The organism is Martelella alba (assembly GCF_006516955.1).
In the GTDB taxonomy this organism is placed as follows: Bacteria; Pseudomonadota; Alphaproteobacteria; order Rhizobiales; family Rhizobiaceae; genus Martelella; species Martelella alba.
The window spans coordinates 1-21475 of record NZ_VHLG01000024.1; the positions used below are offsets into that span (position 1 = coordinate 1).

Annotated in this window: 21 protein-coding genes and 4 pseudogenes; 9 read left to right on the top strand and 16 right to left on the bottom strand. The window is 59.1% G+C overall.

The window, feature by feature from the left end; all coding sequences use genetic code 11:
• The 3 genes and pseudogenes from FJU08_RS21665 to FJU08_RS22995 all read left to right on the top strand — a co-directional run.
• On the top strand, positions 1-476 hold a 476-nt coding region (locus FJU08_RS21665), incomplete at its 5' end, for an autotransporter outer membrane beta-barrel domain-containing protein (RefSeq protein ID WP_141151143.1).
• 400 nt (positions 477-876) lie between these two features.
• Positions 877-1182, top strand: a pseudogene (locus tag FJU08_RS21670) (IS21 family transposase); the annotation flags it as partial.
• Positions 1183-1485: 303 nt separating this feature from the next.
• Positions 1486-1600: pseudogene (locus FJU08_RS22995) on the top strand (ATP-binding protein); the annotation flags it as partial.
• Positions 1601-1644: 44 nt separating this feature from the next.
• Here FJU08_RS22995 and FJU08_RS23245 read toward each other — a convergent pair.
• Together FJU08_RS23245 and FJU08_RS21685 are read right to left on the bottom strand one after the other, a co-directional pair.
• Complete coding sequence (locus tag FJU08_RS23245; RefSeq protein WP_328592430.1) at positions 1645-2100, bottom strand: SDR family NAD(P)-dependent oxidoreductase; 456 nt, start codon at positions 2098-2100, stop codon at positions 1645-1647.
• Positions 2101-2121: 21 nt separating this feature from the next.
• The gene (locus FJU08_RS21685) at positions 2122-2724 is read right to left on the bottom strand and encodes a GntR family transcriptional regulator (protein ID WP_141151145.1); all 603 of its coding nucleotides are present in this window, start codon (positions 2722-2724) and stop codon (positions 2122-2124) included.
• A 154-nt stretch (positions 2725-2878) separates the two neighbouring features.
• Here FJU08_RS21685 and FJU08_RS21690 point away from each other — a divergent pair, with 154 nt between their 5' ends.
• From FJU08_RS21690 to FJU08_RS21705, 4 genes are all read left to right on the top strand, one after another.
• Positions 2879-3988: an amino acid ABC transporter permease gene (locus tag FJU08_RS21690; RefSeq protein ID WP_181409986.1), complete on the top strand. Its 1110-nt coding sequence runs from the start codon at positions 2879-2881 to the stop codon at positions 3986-3988.
• Positions 3988-5124 (top strand): amino acid ABC transporter permease, encoded by a 1137-nt coding sequence (locus FJU08_RS21695; protein ID WP_141151147.1) that lies wholly within the window; start codon positions 3988-3990, stop codon positions 5122-5124. The genes FJU08_RS21690 and FJU08_RS21695 overlap by 1 nt, the downstream gene beginning before the upstream one ends.
• Positions 5125-5241: 117 nt before the next feature.
• Positions 5242-6273, top strand: coding sequence for a transporter substrate-binding domain-containing protein (locus FJU08_RS21700; RefSeq protein ID WP_141151148.1), 1032 nt, complete (start codon positions 5242-5244; stop codon positions 6271-6273).
• A gap of 118 nt (positions 6274-6391) precedes the next feature.
• Positions 6392-6931 carry a phosphatase domain-containing protein gene (locus FJU08_RS21705; RefSeq protein WP_141151149.1) on the top strand — a complete coding sequence of 180 codons (540 nt, stop codon included), beginning with the start codon at positions 6392-6394 and terminating at the stop codon, positions 6929-6931.
• A 219-nt stretch (positions 6932-7150) separates the two neighbouring features.
• Here the strand turns inward: FJU08_RS21705 and FJU08_RS21710 are convergent, their stop codons facing one another.
• The 6 genes from FJU08_RS21710 to cuyA form a co-directional block, all read right to left on the bottom strand.
• Positions 7151-7906, bottom strand: a complete 756-nt coding sequence (locus tag FJU08_RS21710) for an alpha/beta fold hydrolase (protein WP_141151150.1) — start codon at positions 7904-7906, stop codon at positions 7151-7153.
• A 5-nt stretch (positions 7907-7911) separates the two neighbouring features.
• A complete protein-coding gene (hisD, locus tag FJU08_RS21715; protein ID WP_141151151.1) occupies positions 7912-9219 on the bottom strand; it encodes a histidinol dehydrogenase in 1308 nt (435 codons plus the stop codon).
• A 60-nt stretch (positions 9220-9279) separates the two neighbouring features.
• Positions 9280-10107, bottom strand: a complete 828-nt coding sequence (locus FJU08_RS21720) for an ABC transporter permease subunit (protein ID WP_235890928.1) — start codon at positions 10105-10107, stop codon at positions 9280-9282.
• Between the two features lie 59 nt (positions 10108-10166).
• Positions 10167-10955: a taurine ABC transporter ATP-binding protein gene (locus tag FJU08_RS21725; RefSeq protein WP_141151153.1), complete on the bottom strand. Its 789-nt coding sequence runs from the start codon at positions 10953-10955 to the stop codon at positions 10167-10169.
• A 65-nt stretch (positions 10956-11020) separates the two neighbouring features.
• Positions 11021-12010, bottom strand: coding sequence for a taurine ABC transporter substrate-binding protein (locus FJU08_RS21730; RefSeq protein WP_141151154.1), 990 nt, complete (start codon positions 12008-12010; stop codon positions 11021-11023).
• Between the two features lie 239 nt (positions 12011-12249).
• Positions 12250-13272: a D-cysteate sulfo-lyase gene (gene cuyA / locus FJU08_RS21735; RefSeq protein WP_141151155.1), complete on the bottom strand. Its 1023-nt coding sequence runs from the start codon at positions 13270-13272 to the stop codon at positions 12250-12252.
• Between the two features lie 113 nt (positions 13273-13385).
• Between cuyA and FJU08_RS21740 the strand changes: the two genes are divergently transcribed.
• Positions 13386-14288, top strand: a complete 903-nt coding sequence (locus FJU08_RS21740; RefSeq protein ID WP_210245295.1) for a LysR family transcriptional regulator — start codon at positions 13386-13388, stop codon at positions 14286-14288.
• A gap of 65 nt (positions 14289-14353) precedes the next feature.
• Here the strand turns inward: FJU08_RS21740 and FJU08_RS23120 are convergent.
• From FJU08_RS23120 to FJU08_RS23125, 3 genes and pseudogenes are all read right to left on the bottom strand, one after another.
• Positions 14354-14467, bottom strand: a pseudogene (locus tag FJU08_RS23120) (ATP-binding protein); the annotation flags it as partial.
• 302 nt (positions 14468-14769) lie between these two features.
• Positions 14770-15192, bottom strand: a pseudogene (locus FJU08_RS21755) (IS21 family transposase); the annotation flags it as partial.
• 383 nt (positions 15193-15575) lie between these two features.
• Entirely contained in the window at positions 15576-17297 is a 1722-nt protein-coding gene (locus FJU08_RS23125; protein WP_235890934.1) for a hypothetical protein, read from the bottom strand.
• Between FJU08_RS23125 and FJU08_RS23130 the strand changes: the two genes are divergently transcribed.
• A complete protein-coding gene (locus tag FJU08_RS23130; RefSeq protein ID WP_235890930.1) occupies positions 17190-17489 on the top strand; it encodes a LysR substrate-binding domain-containing protein in 300 nt (99 codons plus the stop codon). The two genes, FJU08_RS23125 and FJU08_RS23130, sit on opposite strands and share 108 nt — an antisense overlap.
• Positions 17490-17718: 229 nt before the next feature.
• Here FJU08_RS23130 and FJU08_RS22900 read toward each other — a convergent pair whose 3' ends face one another.
• The 5 genes from FJU08_RS22900 to FJU08_RS23335 all read right to left on the bottom strand — a co-directional run bounded on the left by FJU08_RS22900 (position 17719) and on the right by FJU08_RS23335 (position 21470).
• The gene (locus tag FJU08_RS22900; protein WP_181409988.1) at positions 17719-17865 is read right to left on the bottom strand and encodes a hypothetical protein; all 147 of its coding nucleotides are present in this window, start codon (positions 17863-17865) and stop codon (positions 17719-17721) included.
• A 34-nt stretch (positions 17866-17899) separates the two neighbouring features.
• Entirely contained in the window at positions 17900-19363 is a 1464-nt protein-coding gene (locus FJU08_RS21770) for a prolyl oligopeptidase family serine peptidase (RefSeq protein WP_141151158.1), read from the bottom strand.
• A 208-nt stretch (positions 19364-19571) separates the two neighbouring features.
• The gene (locus FJU08_RS21775; protein ID WP_181409989.1) at positions 19572-20222 is read right to left on the bottom strand and encodes a TetR/AcrR family transcriptional regulator; all 651 of its coding nucleotides are present in this window, start codon (positions 20220-20222) and stop codon (positions 19572-19574) included.
• A gap of 341 nt (positions 20223-20563) precedes the next feature.
• A complete protein-coding gene (locus FJU08_RS21780; protein ID WP_141151160.1) occupies positions 20564-20959 on the bottom strand; it encodes a (R)-mandelonitrile lyase in 396 nt (131 codons plus the stop codon).
• Between the two features lie 145 nt (positions 20960-21104).
• Positions 21105-21470 (bottom strand): helix-turn-helix domain-containing protein, encoded by a 366-nt coding sequence (locus FJU08_RS23335; protein ID WP_141151161.1) that lies wholly within the window; start codon positions 21468-21470, stop codon positions 21105-21107.
• Between the last annotated feature and the right edge of the window lie 5 nt (positions 21471-21475).

A 21475-nucleotide genomic window follows, 5' to 3' on the forward strand; every position in this document is an offset into this window, starting at 1 on the left:
ACGGCATGGGCGGCTTCATCGAGGCCAGTGCCTTCAAGGCATTCGAGGCTGACAGCATCACGCTGACACCGTCTGCCACGCTCGGCTATCGTGGCTTTCGCCGGGACAGCATGAACGAAGACGGCAGCGTTCTTGCGCTCTCTCTGCCCGCCGACACGTTTGACGAGACCCAGTCAACGCTGGCGATTGCCGTTTCGAAGCGCTTCACCTTCGATGATGATCTTCAGTTCGAACCGGTGCTCAGCGCCGGATGGCGTCACGATTTCGGCGATATCAGCCGGTCGACAACGCTTGGGATTTTCGGTGAGAATTTCCAGGTTTCCGGCGCCGATGTCGGCGCCAACGCCTTCGTCGGCAAGCTGTCGCTGACGGCGATCGCGGCCAGGCGCTTCACCTTCGGCGCGTCCTATCAGGTTGAAATTCGCGACAACCTGACCAGCAACGTCTTCTCAGCCGAAGCAAGCCTCAAATTCTGAGCCGGTTATCGGCAGAACACTTTCCCCTTCGTGAGTACTGACGGCAAGACGGAAATCAAGTTGGCCGCTTTCAACGCTCAGGTCTGAAAAATCGTTTTCCTCGCCACCTGCCCAGACAAGCTGACGGCATAGCTTCGAACCTCAGACCTGTCGGTACGCACGCTCTGGCCAGCGGCTTTTCGCAGCTATGTCGCACTCGGTGTGATCTATATTCCCGGCTGATTTGACCATCTGCTTTTCGTCTTCGCTCTGATGCTGCCTGTTCCTCAGTTCAAAGGCTCCTGTGGGTGTTGGTTTTCACGCAGCACTGCGCCGGTTAGGCGGATAATTTCCATTGAGAATTGAGCCATGTGAACCTTTCGCCAACGCTGTTGGCGACGGGGGCAACGGATTGGTCCACATGGGACTTTTAAACATCATCCGGCGGATGGCATTGCGCGAGAAGTTGTCGGGCTGGCTGAAGAGCGAAGCCGGGAAGTCGCGCAAGCAGCGCAGGACGCTGAAGCAAATTCACACCGATCTGGTGGTTCTCGGCTTTACCGGCTCCTATGGCCGGGTTGCCGCTTTCGCGCGCGACTGGCGGACTGATCGGCAATACGAGCAGCAGACGACGGGCCGCGACGTATTCGGTCCGCTGTCTTTCCGTCCAGGCGAAGCATTCCAATTCGACTGGAGTGAGGACTACGCCGTCATCGGCGGCGAGCGCTTCAACAAGCAGATGAAGGCAAAATACGAGGCGCTGAAAGGCGCAGGAAAACCCGGCAAAGTCGCTCTGATAGCGATCATGCGAAAGCTTATCGAACGCGCAAACGTACTCATCCGCGATGAGCGAAAATGGGCGCAAAATGCTGCTTGATCAAAACGGATACTCTAAGCTTCAGGTCGCGCACATCAAACTGGCGCACAGCCGGGCATTTCTGTTGCGTGTCTACCTGTTGCAGACGCATGAGATGCTGTTCGACGCACACTGGCACGGCTTCAGGGTCTTTGGCGGCATTACCTTGCCGTCATCCAGCAGCATCGCAGAAAAGTTCTGCTTCTTCTCGACGATCGAATTCGTCAACGCATGTGAGCAGGAAAAGGCCAAGGGCAAAGCGGGGCAAATCGCCGAAACCCTGATCAGAAAACCATATTCAGAGGTGGCTCACTTCTCGGTGAAAAAGCCGGCTCACTTCTGCATGGAAACCATCACCACTGGCAACAATTCTTGCCGAGCCCAGCGTATTGTGAACCACAAGAGGCTCTGATCTGCTGATTGCCGCTTCCATCGCACTTCTGGATCGATCACGCTCCGCCTCGCCCGTCCGAAGCGCGCTGTTGGGATGCTGGCAATTGAGTTCGACGAGACATCAGGATTGACCGAATTGTTCTGCATCGTGACCTCGATATTGACGGCATCGGCAACGTGGCTGAAAAAGCGGATAAGGTCAGTTGCGATATGGCCCGGGTCGATGCCCTTGCATTGGATGTTGTAAGCTCCATATTCTGACGCAACATTGCGTGTCAGCACCATTTTACCCCCTTTGGTGTTAGCGTGGGTCGACACCAAGGGCGGGCCAAACTCGTTCATTGTCGAGCAGATGTTGATGATCTTGCCGGGGAAAGGTTTCGCCCCGGAGGCCAAGCCTTTCTCCGCAAGAAAAACTCAGGCCGGGAACAGGCTTCTGCAACGGTTGAAGAGGTCCCCGGCGTCCTTCACCTGATTCTTGACCACGCTATCGACGAAGCCCGTAAGCCGCGCCGCCGTCTGCGTCGGGGCCATGCCATGGTCGCGAAGCGTCCAGCGCACCGCGCGCCAGAAACTGGCCGAGAAAGCGTCGCTGAGAATGGGGTCTTCAATCAGCGCGGTCAGCGTTGAGTGCAACCGTGAGAAAAAGGCATAGAGCATATCGCCCTCGACAGAGCCGAAGGCGTCGGCAAAAGCACCGAGCGCCAGAATATCCGACCTCTGAAGCACGCTGAGGGCGGGGAGATCGTGGAGCAGCACCGCAGCGACAAGGCCTTCGAACGTGCGCAGATCACGGCCCCGATCCTTCTCCGCGAGCGGCGTCACAACGGTTCCAACACCGGATTTCGTATAAACCAGTCTTTCATAGGCGAGCCGCTGCAATATCTGGCGAATCGGTGTCCGGGACATTCCATAGGCAACCGCCAGCTCCGTTTCATATAGTACGACCTCGCCATCCAACCCATTGACACATATATGCTTTCTTATTTCTTCGAGCGCGGTTTGAGCCTTGGTCACCATACTTTTTTGATCCTTTCATGCTGCAAAGAGGCAAATAGAGCGTTTTGCGCCTATACGCAACAGAAGTACTCCTGTATACATGTTCATATTTCAATTTTAGAGATGTCAGATGATTTCGCCAAGCCCCCCTCCGCCGAAACAGAAAAGACTGCCATTGCGCGATTTTGTTCTTCTGGCGACCGTGCTGGTATTCTTCGCACTCTTAGCGCTCAACGTGCTCGACAACATGCACAGGGCTGGCCTCACCCCCGGCTTCGACTTTCTTGGCCAGCGCGCAGGCTTTGATGTAAGCGAGGCTTTGTTTCGCTATTCGGCTGACAGCGCCTATGTCCGCGTTCTTCTCGTCGGCGTCACCAATACGCTGTTTCTTGCAGCCATCAGCCTCATTCTGGCAACGGCAGCCGGCCTTCTGGTCGGCCTTGCCAGCATAGCACCGAGCAAAGCCTTGCGCATGCTGGCGCAAGCCTATGTCGAACTGTTCCGCAATATCCCGAAGCTGCTCATTTTGCTGGTTCTTTATGTCGCTGCAGTCAGTGGCCTGCCTCAGGTCCGGCAGGCTTTTTCTGTCGGCCCCTTCCACCTCTCCAACCGCTCTGTCGTCATTCCCCTGCCCATCAATGATATGGCTCTCTGGCTCCACATCAGCGGACTTCTCATCAGCACGCTGCTGGTCACCATGCTGGTACGCCACAACAGGCGTTTGCGCGAAAGAACAGGGGATGCCCCGCAGCTCCTGACGACAATGATGGCGGTCTACAGTCTCCCGCCGATCGCGCTGGCGCTTCTTTCGATGCCGCTTTCCTGGTCCGTCCCCGTGCTCTCCGGCTTCGACTTTCGAGGCGGTGCGCGGCTATCGCTGCAATTCATGGTCATCGCGCTCACACTCGGCCTCTATCACGGCGCCCAGATTGCAGAAGTCATACGCGGCGGCATCGCGGCCATCGCCAAAGGGCAGATCGAAGCGGCACGAGCGCTCGGCCTCTCCAGCCTGCAGGTCACACGCCTGATCGTTTTGCCGCAGACCATGCGCATTATCGTGCCGCCGATCAACAACCAGTATGTCAATCTGATCAAGAACACCTCGATCGCCATCGCCGTTGGTTACTCCGATCTGATGTCGGTGACCGGGACCATCATCAACCAGACCTTCCGGCCTTTGGAAATGATGCTGGTGACAATGGCCATCTACCTGCTGATCTGCCTTGGACTGACGTCTGCGCTCAACCGGGTCAGCGAGCGACTGCGCATGCGGGAGGGCCGCTGATGCCGTTCCCCGCCATGACGAAACATCGACCGTCCACGTTTGCCTCGCCGCTTTCCTTAACGCTCACGCTTCTTGCCTTCGCCATACTGCTCACGATCGTCTGGTATTCGCTCCGGTGGCTTCTTGCCGATGCAACCTTACCCCTTTCAGATGCAGCGGCCTGCACCGATCGTGACGGCGCCTGCTGGCCTTTTGTCACCGAAAAGCTTGGATTGATCCTGTTTGGCACCTATCCGCGCGAACTCGTCTGGCGCCCGGTCGCCACATCGCTGCTGCTCATCGCGCTCACCGTGCAGACCGGTTTGTGGATAACAGGCGGGGGCATCCGGATCCGGCCGCGTCATCTGGCCGTCATCTGGCCGGTGGTTCTCATTGCCTGCTTTGTCCTCATGGGTGGTGGCGTGCTCGGCCTTGCTGCAGTCGACAGTGTCCGCTGGAACGGATTGCCGATCCTGCTGATCCTCTCGATCGCGGCTATTGCCGCAGCTTTTCCTTTGGGCGTGCTGCTTGCCCTTGCCCGCACGCAGGCGCATCACCGCCTGTTTCGGCGCCTTGCTGCCGCCTATGTCGAGATTGCGCGCGGCGTCCCGATGCTCGCCGTGCTTTTTGTCGGTGTCTTCGTCCTGCCGCTGATGTTGCCCGCCGGCACGCGGATTTCGCCGGTTGTCGCAACGCTGGTGGCCCTGGCGCTGTTTCATGCGGCCTATTTCGCGGAGGATGTCCGGGCAGGGCTTTGTGCCCTGCCGCAAGGCCAGAGCGACGCCGCGCGTGCATTAGGGCTTTCCTACCCCAAAATGGCGGCGCTGGTTCTGCTGCCGCAGGCACTTCGGCGGGCGCTTCCCTCTATCGTCAACAGCGTAATCGGCGCCTACAAGGACACATCTCTTGTGGTGGTGCTGGGGATCCACGATCTGACAGCGACGGCGAAGATGGCCTTTTCGGATCCGCTCTGGCGCGATTATGCGCTGGAAGCCTATTTCGTCATCGGCTTTTGGTTCTTCATCTCCTGCGCCTTTCTGTCGATGGTCGGTCGAAGGCTTCAGCGCCTTGATCCGGCTGGCCGAGCCATCCCAGCGCCTCATTCAAAACGGAAGGCAGGCGCGATGAACCAGCCCTTGAGAAGACCCATGACGTAATCTGCGGCGCAAGGCGATCACGTCTTTTCGATCTGATGAGGCAAAAGCAATTGACAGATATACCTGTATACACGTACATTTCTATCTGTCTTCTGCTCCCACTCAAAGGATTCGTCCATGAAACCTGTTCTCCTGTCGACACTGCTTCTCCTCGCCCCCGCAACCACGGCACTGGCCGGTGAGGTGTTTGATACGATCAAGACCAATGACACGCTTATCTGCCTGGTGAACCCGCAATCGCCCGGTTTCTCGGCTCCCGATAGCAATGGCGTCTTTCAGGGTTTCAATACCGAATTCTGCCGTATGGCAGCTGCTGCCATCCTCGGGGATGCGGACAAGGCGGATATTCGCGGTATCGGTTTCTCCGACTCGATGAAAACGCTCGCTGCCGGCGGCGCCGACATGGCCTCCCGCTCGATCACCAAGACCGGCACGCGCGATGCCGATCCCGGCATGAGCTTTGTCGCCACGACATTCTATGACGGCCAGGGCTTCATGGTTCCCAAATCGCTCGGCATTGCCCATGCAAAAGAACTCGACGGCGCCACCGTCTGCGCCGAGGACGGCTCGACGACGCTGCTCAACATCGCCGACTGGTTTTCCGATCGCGGGCTTTCCTATCGGGTCGAGAACATTTCTGACAAGACGGCACGGCTCGAAGCCTTTTATTCCGGCAAATGCGATGTCTACGCCTCTGACATCACCGCGCTGAATTCAGACCGGCTTCTGGCGGAAAATCCCGGCGACTACATGATCCTGCCAGAGATCATCTCGGCCGAGCCGCTGACGCTGGCGACGCGGCCGGATGCCAATCTGGAAGCAGCCGTCTTCTGGGCGTTTCAATTGATGCTAAACGCCGACAGTCTTGGCGTAAGCTCCCAGAATATCGATATGGTGATCGCCAATCTTCAAGATCAGCCGCAGGCTGTCCAGCGCCTTTTCGCCGAAGATGGAGCGACCGCCGATATGGCCGCGAAACTCGGCCTGCCCCCTGACTGGGCTTATCAGGTTATCAGCCAGGTTGGCTCTTATTCAGAGGTCTTCGATCGCAATCTCGGTCCTGAAACGCCCTTCGGCATCAAGCTTTCCGAAACCGCCAATGCCGCCTATTCCGATGGCGGCCTGATGTACGCCTATCCGATCCGATAGAGCATGAAATGCCGGGCGGCCTTACCCCGCCCGGTACCCCACAACTGCTTGAAAAAGGACAATAACAGTGCGCATTGTGGAATCTGAAAAATACGCGCCGGAACAGCAAGCCCGACTTATGGAAAGCGAGACAAGCATAAGAACCTGCCTTGCACTGCCGATGGGCGGTAAGGTTGTCACGCTCGGCTTTCCGGGTTTTGCCTTTGATGCGCAGGGCGAGGCTTTCATTTGCCCGGAACGGCTGGCGGCGACACTTGACCACGATGCGCTTGAGAGCTGCACGCTTCTCATCATTCTCGTCGAGGAAGAAGAAGTGCCCGAAGACGCCTTCGACCTGCTGGGCGCTGCCTGCGCCAAACGCAACATGAAGCTGGTCCATCTTCCGATCCGGGACTACCAGAGCCCCGATACCGGCTTCACTGACGCATGGCGGCAACATGATGGTCTGCGTCGGGCGATGTTTGCCAGAAGCGAAACGCTGGCGCTCTCATGTCATTATGGTGCGGGCCGGTCCGGCATGATGGCTGCGCGGCTTCTGATCGATCAGGGCGTAGCCCCCGAAGACGCAATCACCAGGGTGAGAGAGCAGTTCCCGGATTCCATTGAGAGCGATGCGCAGTTGCAATGGCTGCTTCAAGGGGCTCAATCGGACGAATAGGCATTTGCGCGACGGCAGGGGCATTTCCGGCCGATATACCCGGATAGCATGATTGGCCTGGCCTTCCCTGTGGCAACGAAAAGCGCTCTATCTCATTGTTTTGCCGCATGATCTTGCCGATTCTCGCTTCCCCCCTAATTTCGGCGTCCACCCGCTGACCGGTGAGCGGGCAGGCACCTCCGCCATGGCCGTCACCTTTATGGCCGCCGGGCACCGGTGTCAGTCGCTGGACGTGAGAAAATCCATCACGATCAGCGCAAAGATCTCCGGCTTTTCCATATGTACATTATGCGCGCAGTTGGGCACGACCGCCAACCGGCAATCGGCAATGGTCTGCCACAGTTTCTCTGGCTGGCTCCAGCCATAGGAGCGGTCGCCATCGCCCCATATGACGAGCGTGGGCATGGGAAACGTCGCAAGCGCCGCCGTTCCGTCCCATGTCTGCCATGCGTCAAGGCTGGCAAGTGCGGCCTGCAGGCTGGCCTTGGCGCCTTCTTTCCGGCAGGTCGCATAGCCATGCGCCGCTTCGCCCTTGATAAACCAGGTGGCCGCAATGCGAGCGGCCGTTGCTTCCAGTCCTTCGGCATGAAGACGCTGGCGCGAGGTTTCGATCGGTTCGAAGCGGTTCGGCAAAAGCCCGACCGGCCCGGTGCCATAAAGAATGAGCTTCTCGATCCGCGCCGGCGCCATAGCCGCCATCTGCTGCACCACCATGCCACCCATCGAATGGCCGATGAGATGGAATGTCTTTACACCGAGATCATCCAGTGCTTCCAGCACCAGCCGGGCATGGCCTTCAATGGAATCCGGCGCTTTGAGGTGGCCGCTATCGCCGAAACCGGCGAGATTAGGCGCGATGCAGCGAAAGTGGCGCGAGAAGGCGGCGAACTGGTCGTCCCACATGGCCGCTCCGCCGAGATAGCCATGGACGAGCACAAGCGCCGGCCCCTCTCCCATCTGGCGGCAGACAAGCATCGGCTCTACTCCGCAATCGTCAGGTCGAACGTCTCGCCGGGGAAATATTTCCTGAGGCGAATATCGGCGGTGCGCGCATGGCCTTCCATGCCCTCCATGCGCGAGATGCGGGCGGTTGCCAGTGCCACCGGGCGAGAGCCTACGCGGCTCGAACGCTGCCAGGTCACCACTTTCAGGAATTTATGCACAGACAGCCCTCCGGTGTAGCGCGCGGCGCCCGATGTCGGCAGCACATGGTTTGGCCCCGCCGCCTTGTCTCCATAGGCGACCGTAGTTTCCTCGCCCAGAAACAGCGACCCGTAGCATTTGAGCCGGCCAAGCCACCAGTCGAGGTCTTCGGCCTGTACGCTTAGATGCTCGGGGGCGTAGTCATCGGCCGTTGCAGCCATGTCTTCGCGATCAGCGCACAAAATGATTTCGGCATAATCACGCCAGGCAGCCTTCGCGCTCGCCCGGTTGGGTTCCGGCAGGGTATCGATCAGTTGCGGCACGATCTCCATCACCTTTTCGCCCAGCTCAACATGATCGGTCACCAGCCAGACCGGTGAGTTATAACCATGCTCCGCCTGGCCCACGAGATCGGCGGCGACGATTGTCGCATCGGCGCTACCATCGGCAATCACGAGGCTGTCCGTGGGGCCGGCCAGCATGTCGATGCCGACACGGCCGAACAGAAGGCGCTTGGCTTCGGCGACGAACTGGTTGCCGGGCCCGGCCAGAATATCGGCCTTCGGCTGGCCAAAAAGGCCGAAAGCCATAGCGGCTACGCCCTGCACCCCACCCATGGCGAGAATGGTGTCAGCCCCGCAGAGATCGGCGGTGTAAAGAATGGCCGGGTTCACACCAACGCCCGGGCGTGGCGGTGAGGAAACGATGATATGCCCGCAGCCAGCCACTTTCGCCGTTGTCACCGTCATAATCGCAGAAGCGATATGGCTATAGCGCCCGCCCGGCACGTAGCAGCCGGCGGCCTGGCAGGGGATCGTCTTCTGCCCGGCAATCAGGCCCGGCACGATTTCAATTTCGCTCTCACTGAGCGTCGCCTTCTGAGCATCTGCGAATCTGCGGATATTGTCATGGGCAAAGCGGATATCGTCTTTGAGCGTTTGCGGCAGGCTGGCCGCTGCCGCCTCGATTTCCGCACGGGTCACGACGATATTGCCCTGATAGCGGTCAAACATTTCGCTATAGGTTCTGGCAGCCGCATCGCCGCCCTTTTCGATTTCGTCGAGAATGGTCCTAACCGTTTCGGTAACGGAAGCGGAATCACTTTCGGCGGTTTTCTCCGCCTTTTTCAGGTAGATGCGCGGCACGAAACGCTCCCTTGAAGCCGGGGTCCCGGCAAAACAGAATGGGTGGACGGGCTGGGCGGTTTACGCCTTGCCCTTCCACGGCACCACCTTGCGTTCGATGAAACGCATGAGCATGTCGAAAGCATAGGCGATGGCTGCAATGATGATGATGCCCATGATCACGGCCGAGGTCTGCAGGAACTGCGAGGCCGAAAGCACCATATAGCCGATACCCTTGGTGGCTGCGACCATTTCGGCGGCCACCAACGTTGTCCAGCCAAAGCCGATGCCGATGCGCATGGCGGTGAGAATTTCAGGCATGGCAGACGGCAGAATGACGTGGAGCATCACCTTCCAGCGGCTGGCGCCAAAGGAATAAGCCGCATGGATCTGCTCGATGGCCGCTGATTTCACCCCTGACCGCGCGCCAAGGGCCACCGGTGCGAAGACCGACAGGAAGATCAGCAGCACCTTGGAGGTTTCGCCAATGCCGAACCAGATGATCATCAGCGGCAGATAGGCAAGCGGCGGGATCGGCCGGTAAAATTCGATGGGCGGGTCAAAAATACCGCGGATCAGCGGGCTCATTCCCATCGCCAGTCCCAGCGGAATGCCGATCAGGCAGGCAAGAAGAAAGGCGCTGAACACCCGGGCGGTGGAAATCGCCACGTGAACATAAAGCGGCGTCCCGGTATAGCCGTTTTGCAGCGTGCTGATGAATTTCGCCACGATCGCGCCCGGAGAGGGGACGAAAAGCGGCTTCACCCAGCCCATGGCGGTCACCAGCCACCAGACAGCGATCAGGAAAACAATGGTGGCGATGCTTAAGAGAAGCGTGTCGCCATGGCCAGGCACCCCATAGGTTTCTCCCGGCTTGGTGGCCTTGCCCTTGGCAAGCCGGGCAAACAGGCCAAAAGCGGATTTTGCTTTCGGGGCGTCTTCGGCGGATGTTGTCTTGGTCATGTCACTCATGCCGCGTTTTCCTCGTCGGCAAAGATGATGCTGAGCACCTCTTCGCGAAGCGTGATGAAATCCTGCGATGCCTTGACCTCGCGGGCCCTGGCGCCATCCATGAAACGGCGGGAAAAAGGCAGATCAAACCGGTGGGTGATGCGGCCCGGACGCGGTGACATGACGATCAGCTTGGTTCCCATGAACAGCGCTTCCTCAACGCTATGCGTGATGAAAAACACGGTCTTGCGGGTGCTTTCCCAGATTTTCAGGATCAGTTCCTGTGCCTTTTCGCGCGTCAGCGCATCAAGCGCCCCGAGCGGCTCGTCCATCAACAGGACGCGCGGATCGCATGTCAGCGCCCGGGCAATGCCGATGCGCTGCTGCATGCCGCCCGACAGCGCGTAGATGGGCGAATCCTCAAAGCCTGTCAGCCCAAGAAGAGCGATGAACGTGTCGGCGATCCGGTCGCGCTCAGCCTTGGGCTGCCCCTGCAATTTGAGCCCGAACGCAACATTGTCGCGCACGTTCAGCCAGGGCATCAATGCATGTTTCTGAAACACCACCGAACGGTCTGCACCCGGGCCCTGCACCTTGTGCCCGTCCAGAAGGATTTCCCCGCTGCTGGGGGACAAAAAGCCGGCAATGAGGTTGAGAAGGGTCGATTTTCCGCAGCCGGAAGCACCAAGCGCAACAACAAAATCGCCTTCATCCAGCGTCAGGTCAATCTGCCTGAGCGCTTCGACGGGCGACTGGCCGCTGCTGGAGGGATAAACGACTGAGGCCTTGCTGATTTCCAGAACCATGGCGAAATTCCCATAAACCCCCGATCCGGGATGGATCGGGGGTGTTCCGTTGAGATGATCGGATCTTATTTGGCGGCGTCCGCATAGGATGCGTTCACGAAAGCTGTATAATCATCCGAAACGCTGTCAATCCGGCCCGCAGCCTTGAGGAAATCGGCCGTGCCCTTGATCGTGGCTGCCGAACCGCCGAGCCAGGTATCGGAGACCTGTTCGGACAGCGGCAGGAAGGTAAAGCCTTCGAGAATGCCTGGAACCTGTGCCGGATCCGCGCCAGTGGCCTCGGCCAGAGCCTTGACCGGTTCGCTATCGGCGGTCCACTTGGACGGATCGTCGAGATAGGACTTGTTCACGCGATCCACTTCCTTGAGGAAGGCAACAATCTTGTCCTTGTTCTCTTCGCCGAACTTGGTGTTGACCACCCAGGCATCGAAGGTCGGATAACCCCATGCGGCGGTTTCGTCGGCGCCAATCAGCAGCGTGCCAGTCTTGGTGATTTCCGATTGCACGGGCTGCCAGATCCAGGCCGCGTCAATCGCGTTCTGCTCCCAGGCTGCCGCGATCTGGTCAGGCGACATGTTCATGATGGTCACATCGCTTTCGGAGATGCCCTCATGTTTGAGCGCACCCATCAGCGAGAAATGCGCGGTTGAACCGATCGGAACGGCAATGCGCTTGCCCTTGAGATCGGCCAGCGTCTTGATGCCCGATGAATTGCTGACAATCAGTGATTCAGCCTTGCCGATCACATCCGAGAAGCCGATCATCTGCAGGTCGACACCCTGGCTGGCGGCGATGGCAAGCGGCGAGGAACCCAGTTCCGAAAGCACCACATCGCCCGAGGCCATGGCCGCAATCACATCCGTGCCGGAGGCGAATTTACGCCATTCCACGTCCCAGCCTGTTGCCTTCTGAATGGCGTCCGAAGTTGCCAGAAGCTGCATCGGTGTCGGATTGCCGAATTCGCCGATGATGACCTTGTCGGCAGCCATTGCTGAACCGGCCATGAAGACGGCCAGGCTTCCTGCGATAAGGCCGGTTGTCAAAGCTCTAAACATTACACTCTCCAGATTTTGTTTGTCCGCGAGAAATTTTATATTTTTGCTCTGTGGCCGCTTCCCGCCTTGCCGGCCCCAGCCTGATCTACCGGTTTGTGCCTATGCCCTTGCTCGGGTCGAAAATGCGATGCCGTCGCACGGGCGCGCATTGATCGCCTTGAAGGAAGAAGCCGCAGGAGGAACGGCATTAGCGTCCGGCGTCGGCTTCGGCATCATATGAAAACGTCCTCGCAGGCTCATCATGCGGCCACGGGGGCGGCGTGGAGGAAGGTGAAGGCGCTGGTATAGCCAAACAAGGCTGCCGAACCGCCCGTGTGGAGAAAGACCACCCGTTCGCCCTTCCTGAACCTGCCGTTGCGGATGTAGTCGATCAACCCGGCAGCACCCTTGCCGGAATAGACCGGATCAAGAAGGATGCCTTCAAGCTGCGCGAAGATCTCGATGGCCTCGATGGTGGAGGGGGCCGGTTTGCCATAGCCTTCGCCGACATAATCGGAGTTGGCGACGACATCATCACGGGTGACAATGCCGGAGCAACCAAGCTTGTCGGCGGTTGCGCAGGCAAGCCGGAATACGTTTTCTTCCTGCTTTTCCCTTGGCGCGCGCACACCAAAGCCCAGAAGCGGGATCTGCGCATTGATTGCCTTCAGGCCCGTGATCAGTCCGGCCTGTGTGCCGGCGCTGCCGGTGGCGTGAACCAGATGATCAATCACCAGTCCGCGCTCATTGGCCTGATAGACCAGTTCCAGCGCGCAATTGACATAACCCAGGGCGCCGGTTGGGTTGGAGCCGCCACCGGGGATGGTGTAAACGGTCTTGCCTGCCGTGCGGAATGTATCGGCCACCGCTTCCATCTCGGCATTCATGTCGAGCCCGCCAGGGCGTTTTTCGCTGGTTGCGCCATGCAGGTAATCGAGAAAGACATTGCCGTTTTCGGTGTAATTGGGATCGTTGGAACCGGTCCGATCCTCAAGCAGGATATGGCACTGCATGCCAAGCCTGGCTGCCGCTGCGGCCGTCTGGCGCGCGTGGTTGGACTGCGTGGCCCCCTGGGTCATGACGATGTCGGCCTTCATCGCCTGAGCCTCGGCCATCAGAAACTCAAGCTTGCGCGTCTTGTTGCCACCGGTCGAAAGGCCGGTGCAGTCATCGCGCTTGATCCAGATTTCCGGCCCCCCGAGTTCCGCCGATAGCCGGTCGAGACGTTCGAGAGGGGTAGGCAGATGAGCCAGATGAAGACGGGGAAAGCGAGCCAGATGCATGAAAATCAAACCTTGACGATATAGCGTATTTTGAAATTTGCGCATTTCCTTACGTTGATCAAATGCTGTTTCCAGGCGATAACATGCATAATATGCATATTATGAGGTTTCAGATGCGGCTGGAATGGCTTGAGGACATTGTTGCGGTTATGGAGACGGGGTCGTTCAATGCGGCGGCGACACGCCGCAATGTCACCCAGCCGGCCTTTTCGCGCCGTATCCGCGCCATTGAGGATTATGTGGGAACGGAACTGTTTGATCGCGAGCGCAAGCCGGTGGGGCTGAAACCGTCGATCGCCACCCATCAGGACGAAATCAAGCAATTGGTCGCAGGGCTCAAGGATCTTGTTTATGAGCTGCGCCAGCAGGGGCGGGCGGCCAATAACCGCATCGTCATCGCCAGCCAGCACGCTATCACTGCGGCGCGGGCACCGGCGATCGTGGAGATGTTCTCCGGCGCGATTGATGTGAGCATACGTCTGCGCTCGGCCAACCGGGATGAATGCCTTGCCCTGCTGGTAACCAAGCAGGCCGATCTGCTTTTGAACTATCAGTCCGCCAGCGAGGCCAACGCTGAAGCGGAAGGCTATCTCGAACGCGTCAATCTGGGCTCGGAGGCCTTTATCCCGGTTTTTGCGTCACACAGTATCGGATTGCTCAATGATTTTTATGCACGCGGCGAACTGCCGATCATCGCTTATCCGGGCGATGCATTTCTAGGGCGGATCTTCAACGATGAGCTTTTGCCACAGATCCGCAGCGGCGAGTTTGTCCGCCAGAGGATCGTGACGGCATTGACGCTGGCTGCACTCCAATTCGCAATCAATGCGCAGGGCGTGGCCTGGGTGCCGGAAAGCATCGCTGCCGAGGCTATTCGCGCCGGTCTGCTTTTTGATCTCAGGGATGTACTTCCCTTCACGACACTGACCATTGCGGCCATGCGACTTGCCGGCGGACACACCGATATCCAGAACCTTATCTGGGCGGAGATCGTCAAGCATCGCGTGGACGGCTGACTGGAACCGGCGGCATCCCGGGTGATGGTTTCCATGCAGAAGTGAGCCACCTCTGAGTATGGTTTTCTGATCAGGGTGTCGGCGATTTGCCCCGCTTTTCCCTTGGCCTTTTCCTGCTCACGTGCGTTGACGAATTCGATCGTCGAGAAGAAGCGAACTTTTCTGCGATGCTGCTGGATGACGGCAAGGTAATGCTGCCAAAGACCTTGAAGCCGTGCCAGTGTGCATCGAACAGCATCTCATGCGTCTGCAACAGGTAGACACGCAGCAGAAATGCCCGGCTGTGCGCCAGTTTGATGTGCGCGACCTGAAGCTTAGAGTATCCGTTTTGATCAAGCAGCATTTTGCGCCCATTTTCGCTCATCGCGGATGAGTACGTTTGCGCGTTCGATAAGCTTTCGCATGATCGCTGTCAGAGCGACTTTGCCGGGTTTTCTGCGCCTTTCAGCGCCTCGTATTTTGCCTTCATCTGCTTGTTGAAGCGCTCGCCGCCGATGACGGCGTAGTCCTCACTCCAGTCGAACTGGAATGCTTCGCCTGGACGGAAAGACAGCGGACCGAATACGCCGCGGCCCGTCGTCTGCTGCTCGTATTGCCGATCAGTCCGCCAGTCGCGCGCGAAAGCGGCAACCCGGCCATAGGAACCGGTAAAGCCGAGAACCACCAGATCGGTGTGAATTTGCTTCAGCGTCCTGCGCTGCTTGCGCGACTTCCCGGCTTCGCTCTTCAGCCAGCCCGACAGCTTCTCAGCAAATGGATCAAGCTTGCTCGGCCGTGCCGGCTCAGTGAATGGCGGCTCGATCGTGCCGGCGCTCAGATATTTGGCGATCGTGTTGCGTGACAATCCGGTTCGTCGGCTGATCTCGCGCAGTGCCATCCGCCGGATGATGTTTAAAAGTCCCATGTGGATCACTCCGTTGCCCCCGTCGCCAACAGCGTTGGCGAAAGGTTCACATGGCTCAATTCTCAATGGAAATTATCCGCCTAACCGGCGCAGTGCTACGTGAAAACCAACATCCAGACGCATTCAATATTTCATAGACCTTTCACGCCGATCAGCGTCGACGCCTGGGCGTCCAGCCCCTCCTTTGTCCGGTGCATGGCAAAGGCGATGTTCGCGTCCCGCGAACCGGCGATCAAAAACCTGACCGGCCATGCCTCATGGTTCACCGCCCGCCCGGTTCGCAACAAGCATGACCATGTCAAAGGCGTATGCATGCATGACCAACACGGTTTTCAGACATCGCCATCTAATTTTCGATCGGGTCCCAATTCATCAGAGCCATTTCAGATCCGGCCGCATATGATCGCCTCAAGTTCAGCGATTTCGGCTTCAAAGCTGCTATCCTCATCCGGCTCGACGATCGCCATTTCGAAGGTGCCGGCAGCGCCGGAAGCCGATGGGGCGGGCCGTTCCTGCCAGTTGGAGGGGCTGCTCTTTTTAATCCCGCAGACCTCCTGAAGCTCAATATGCAGATCGCTGTTTTCGTCGAATTTGTCGGAAAGCCTGTCGGTGATCCTGCCGTTTGCATCGATAAAGCCGTGCTGCTTCAGCTTGTCCTCGTTGCGCGGATCAAGGAGAATTGCGAGGCAGGTGCCGGGCTCACGCGTCATCTTCAGCATATTCAAATCCTGACTGCGGGTCCCATCGTCATGTTCGAAACCCCGCCGCCGCAAGGATCCGGAAAACTGCTCGCTCAGCACAAGATGCAGAAAGAGACTGGTGCGGGGCTTCCGATAGAACTTGGCCTGCCATGCGGCGATACTGTCCTGCGGTCCGACCATCCTCATGGCGCGCAGACGCTGTTCGTTCTTCGGATCCAGAAGCTGTTTCAGGATGACGCGGCTTCCAGCCTTTCCTGCGATCATAAGCCCTGCCTTGGTCAACCTGCCGTCCTGCAGGAGGCCGAGGGTTGTGAGGCGCTGAGTGTTGTCTTTGTCCATCAGCATGGTCAGAACCTGATTGGCACCCTCATTGTCGGCGACGCGGATGAACGCCGGCGCCGCGCTGCCATCCTCATCCAGCAGGCCAAGCGCTGTGAGGCGCTGAGTGTTGCCTTTATCCATCAACGTGGCCAGAACCTGATTGGCACCCTCATTGTCGGCGATGCGGAGCAGTTCCGGCGCGGCGCGGCCGTGCTGATCGAGCAGGCCCAGCGCTGCGAGGCGCTGATCATTCCTTTCAGCCAGAAACGTGATCAGAAGCTGATTGCCGCCATGGTTGCCAGCGATGCGGATCAGATCAGGCGCGGCGCGGCCGCGCTGATCGAGCAGGCCGAGTGCGGCGAGGCGCTGGCCATTCTCCGCGTCCAGAAGCGTGGTCAGAACCTGATTGCCGCCATGGTTGTCGGCGATGCGGATCAATTCCGGCGTAGCCTTGCCCCCAGCATCCAGCAATCCAAGTGCTGTGAGGCGCAGACCATTCTCCGCGGCCATAAGCGTTGTCAGAAGCTGATTGGCGCCATCGGTGTCTGCGATGCGGATCAGCGCCGGCGCGGCGCGGCCTTCCTGGTCCAGCAGGCCAAGATCGGCGAGGGGCTTATCGTTCTTTGGGTCCAGAAGCGTGGCGAGAACCTGATTGGCGCCGTGCTTGCAGGCGAGACGGACCACCGTCGGCGCGGCGCCACCCTCCTCATTCAGCAGGCCAAGCGTGGTGAGACGATGCCCGTTCCTCGGGTCCAGGAGTTTGGTCAGAAGCTGACTGGCGCCGCCGGTGCTGGCAATGCGGATCAGCGCCGGCGCGGCCTTGCCGTCCTCATCCAGCAGGCCAAGCGCGGTGAGACGTTCATCGTTCTCGCGGTCCAGAAGCGTGGTCAGAAGCTTTCTGGCGCCATGGATGCAGGCGATGCGGATCAGATCCGGTTTCCCTTCGTCGTGGCTCCGGAAGGCACGCCGATCCGCATGTATTTCAACCGGATTTTCGAAGATGCGGGATGTACCGTGCCGTCGCGTCTCGTGGAAACGCGTTCGGTGATCCTGATGCGTGAGCTTCTGGCTGGAAGCGATCATCTCGGCTGTGTGTCGAAGCGGCAGGCCGAGGCGGAAATTGCCCGTGGCTTGATGGTGGCGCTCCCCTTTGTGCTAAACCATACAGAACGGCCGATCGGCCTGACGCTACGCCGGACCTTTATGCCGACGGCGGCGCAGGCGCTGTTTCTCGATCTCCTGCGCCAGGCTGCGCGGGCTTCTGCAGAAAGCTGATCAATCGTCGAGCTCAGCATGAAGGCCGTGACCACCCAGGACAGACGGGCGAGCCCGCCAAGATCACTCGCCATGCGGGGTAATGCCGTATTGACGATGCTCTGGTCCAGCGAGGCGAGGATCATCGAGAGCTTCAGCCCTGCAAGGATCATCCTGAGACCGCTCCCGGGCTGCGATGTGGATGAAGGATCGGGGATTTCGTCTGTTGAATGGCGCATTCACATGTCTTTCAGGGACGCGCGCTGCACGCAACAGCCGCCGGGATTGCGGTGAGATCCGCAGGCGCGGCAAGCGTTGCTACAGGCGAGAAGAGCATCGCCAGAACTGCGGCCATCAACAAGCGGGCATCGGTGGTGGGGTGTTGCTTGAAAGGCATTTCTATCCCTTTCCGAACCTTGTCACGCACGGTGTCAGGCTTTCTTCGTCTGGCTGAACAGCCAGTCACGGGCAGCCTTGATGTAGAAGAACCTCCGCGCAGAGCCCATGTGATCGACGCCGTCAAAGGTCAGGAAGGTGATATTGCCGCCCTCGCCGAGATAGTCATCGACCTGCGCCGTCAGCGCGTGTTGATCATCGACGGGGAAGATCAGCGCGGGATCCAGAAGCGCATCCGGGCGTGTCACCGTCCCGCCGGCCTCCCGCCAGACGGGGACGCATTCCTCCTCCCAGGGTGTGGCCTTCTGATCCTCGGAACCGGTGATGATCAGGAGGTTTTGCGTCGCCAGGGTTTCCACATCCTGCGGCCGTTGCTGGCCGGCAATGACGAGGCCGGCGGCAAAGGTTTCCGGGTGTTTCGCCATCAGCCAGAGCGTGGTCATCGCCCCCATGGACCAGCCGGTGCAATAGACCCGGCTGGGATCGATCTTCAGCACCTTGTCACGGCGGTCAGCAAGATTGGGATTGCCGAAATTCCACGTGTTCCGCATCAGCGACTGAACCAGCCGATAGGTATTTTCGACGTCGGGCGTATGTTCCCAGTAATCATTCATCGTCGTGCGTTCATAGCGCGGCGTTATGACGACGCATTCATGCCGGGCCTGCTCTTCGGGCATGCCCCAGATACTGGCAATACAGGTTTCCGTCAGCGTCTGTGCGCAGGTGCCATCATAGCTCGTCCCCGAATGGGTGATGGCAAGCAGCAGCGGATAGCTCTTTTCCTCGCCGCCAGGTTCGAGGAAGGATTTTGGCAGGTAGATGCTGTATTCCAGCCAGGCTGAACGGCTGTCATCCCACCACCAGTGGTTCTGCTCCCAGGCATCCACGCCCCGGATCACAACGCTGTTGCCACGCGCACCGACATTGCTCCACTGCTTTGCCACCGCAGCATAGACCACGCCGTCGCTCGTTTTCACATCCCTGAGCTGGGTGAGCGAAACCATGTCGCTGTCGGTGGTCGGCAGGCTCAGATCCTCGGCATGGGCGAATTCGGCAATGACATACCGGCCGGCAACGCTTTTCTGATCCGGCCGCAGCGCCGCTGCGGCATTGGTATAGATGGCCGCAACCGCGCGTGGCGCCGCAGGCGCGGTCGTCGCATCCTTGTCCGGGCCGGTGGGCATGCCGGGAAAATAACCTTCCGCGGCAGGAACCACTCCGGTGGCAAAGCTGTCGAGCGACAGGCTTTCCGGGTCGATGGCCGTGTCATATTCAACGGCGATGCCATAGACCTTTTCGCCACCGCCCGTCACTTCGCAGATCGCCGTGATCCCCTGAATACCCGGCGTCTTCGGACCATCATCCGCCCCCGGCATCGCCGACGAGGCAATGTTGAAGCCGTTGGCTGCGCTCTGGGCAGCAGCCGTCCTGAGACACAGGCCGAGCGATGCCACGGCAGCCCCCGCCAGCATGAAGTTTCGTCTGGAAAGATACGACATGGATTGTTTCCTCACGGCTTGCGCTGATGGCACGCGCCAAAGCCATGCTTCCCGCAAGAAGCACCTGACCCTGTTCTTTTGCAGCCTGTTTTAGTGGTACCAATATCGTACCATAATATCGCAAGGACCAGGCTTCGTCAACGAAGTCCGTGAAACGGCGCTCCGCACAACGGGTTCGGTGACGGGCAGCAGCGTCCCGCCATCCGGGTCAGTCAGCATGATCGAGATGGCTAAGCCCTGTGAGGACGATATCGATCCGGGCCAGGATCTCCTGCCGCTGATGCGTGCGATCGGATGGCGCTTTCCTGTGCCGGCGGGGCAGCAATGCACCGAACACCACATCCATCAGCAGCCCGGCAAGGCTGGCCGTATCGCCGCGCGGGAGAGTGCCACGCGCCATCTGTATCTCCAGCCAGTCGATGAGCAGTTCGCGCGAGCGGATGATCCCGGTGTCATAAAGCAGGGCGTTGAGCTCGGGCACCTGAAGGCTTTCGCGCGCGATCAGGTTCATCAGCGCATCGCGCTCGGCTGCCTCCCGGTCATCAAGATCAAGCCGGAAAATATGCCGCAATGCCTCGCGCGGCGGCAGATCGTCAGCATCTTCGCGCGGCAGGTCCAGAATGAGGTGACGCCGGGACAGAATGGTCTGGGTGAACAGCTCCGTCTTGTCGGCAAACAGGCGATAGAGATCGCGCTTCGACATGCCCGCCCGCGTCGCGATATCGCTGGTCGTCGCCCGGGCGAAGCCCTTTTCGATGAAGACAGTCATGGCAGCGGTGAGCAGCAGCGCCCGCCGGTCATCATCCGCAAGTGTTTTCGGTCGGCCACGGACGGCCTGCGGCTTCGCTGTTGCTGACATGATCGGAAGGGCTCCACTTTGCGGAACCATTTTAGTTTCGTATTTATTGATGACAAGCTGATTTCATCACAATCAGGCTACCTGCCGATATGCAGGAAACCGAAAAGCAATCCGCAGGTCTGTCGCTACAAGGGTCCCGGTCTCAGCGTCCGGCGCCTGGCTGTTGCGGGTTTTCGCCCCGGATGGATCGCCCGGCATCAAGAAAGATAGCGCCAGCTGCCAATCTTGCCACGCCTCACGCACGGGTGACGATTACGTCTGCGCGGTCACGCATGATGGCAGACTGACACATCTTCCCGATACAGGATGCGGGCGGCACAATCGCCGCCCGTAACAAGGCGTCAGCCCTTGTAGTCTTCGTCCGAAACCTTTTCCATCCAGGTGACGGGGCTGCCGTTGATGCTTTCCTGAATGGCGATATGGCTCATGGCCGTCTCAGCAGAAGCGCCATGCCAGTGCTTTTCCTCGGCCGGGAACCAGACGATATCGCCCTGCGAAACCTCTTCGACCGGTCCGCCTTCACGCTGAACCCGGCCTTTACCGAAAGTGATGATGATCGTCTGGCCGGCAGGATGCGTGTGCCAGGCGGTACGTGCGCCCGGCTCGAAAGTTACATGAGCACCGCTCACACGACCGGGCTCTTCCGCGGCAAACATAGGGTCGACGCGGACAGTGCCGGTAAACCAGTCTTCAGGGCCCTTCATCGAGGGGCCCGAGCCGGAGCGAATAATCTTCATTTTTTAGTCTCCTTGTCTTAGCGCTTTCAGCGCCTTCTTTTCAAATCTGTATGTCAATGCCGGAGCGCGAGGCTGCTCATAGGCAAGTTAGGCAGTCACCATGGCAAAAGGCTCAACGAAGCGCCCGTTTAGAAGTCCGCCGCAGTCAAGCCGCTTCGGCTGCAGCAATCGCATTGCCCCAGCCCGTGTAGAAAGCGAGATGGGTGATGGGTTCGGAAATCTCTGACGGCGTCGCAGGCGTTCCATGCGCGGCGAGATATTGCGGTGAGCCGACGCGGATCATCCGCTCATCCGGACCAGGCGTTGCCAGCAGGTCCTCCCCTTCGATTGTCGGCGAAACCGACCGCGTCGAGCACGGCAGAAGCCGCGGCCCGAGACGCTTCTCCAGCGCCTTTATGGTGTGGCCGAGCGCTGACTGAGAGACATTCAGCCGCGCCGCAGCACGGGTGAAGCTGCGCGCTTCAGCGACCACAGAAAAGGCTATCAGATCGTTGATGTTCTCACGTAGCATCGGGC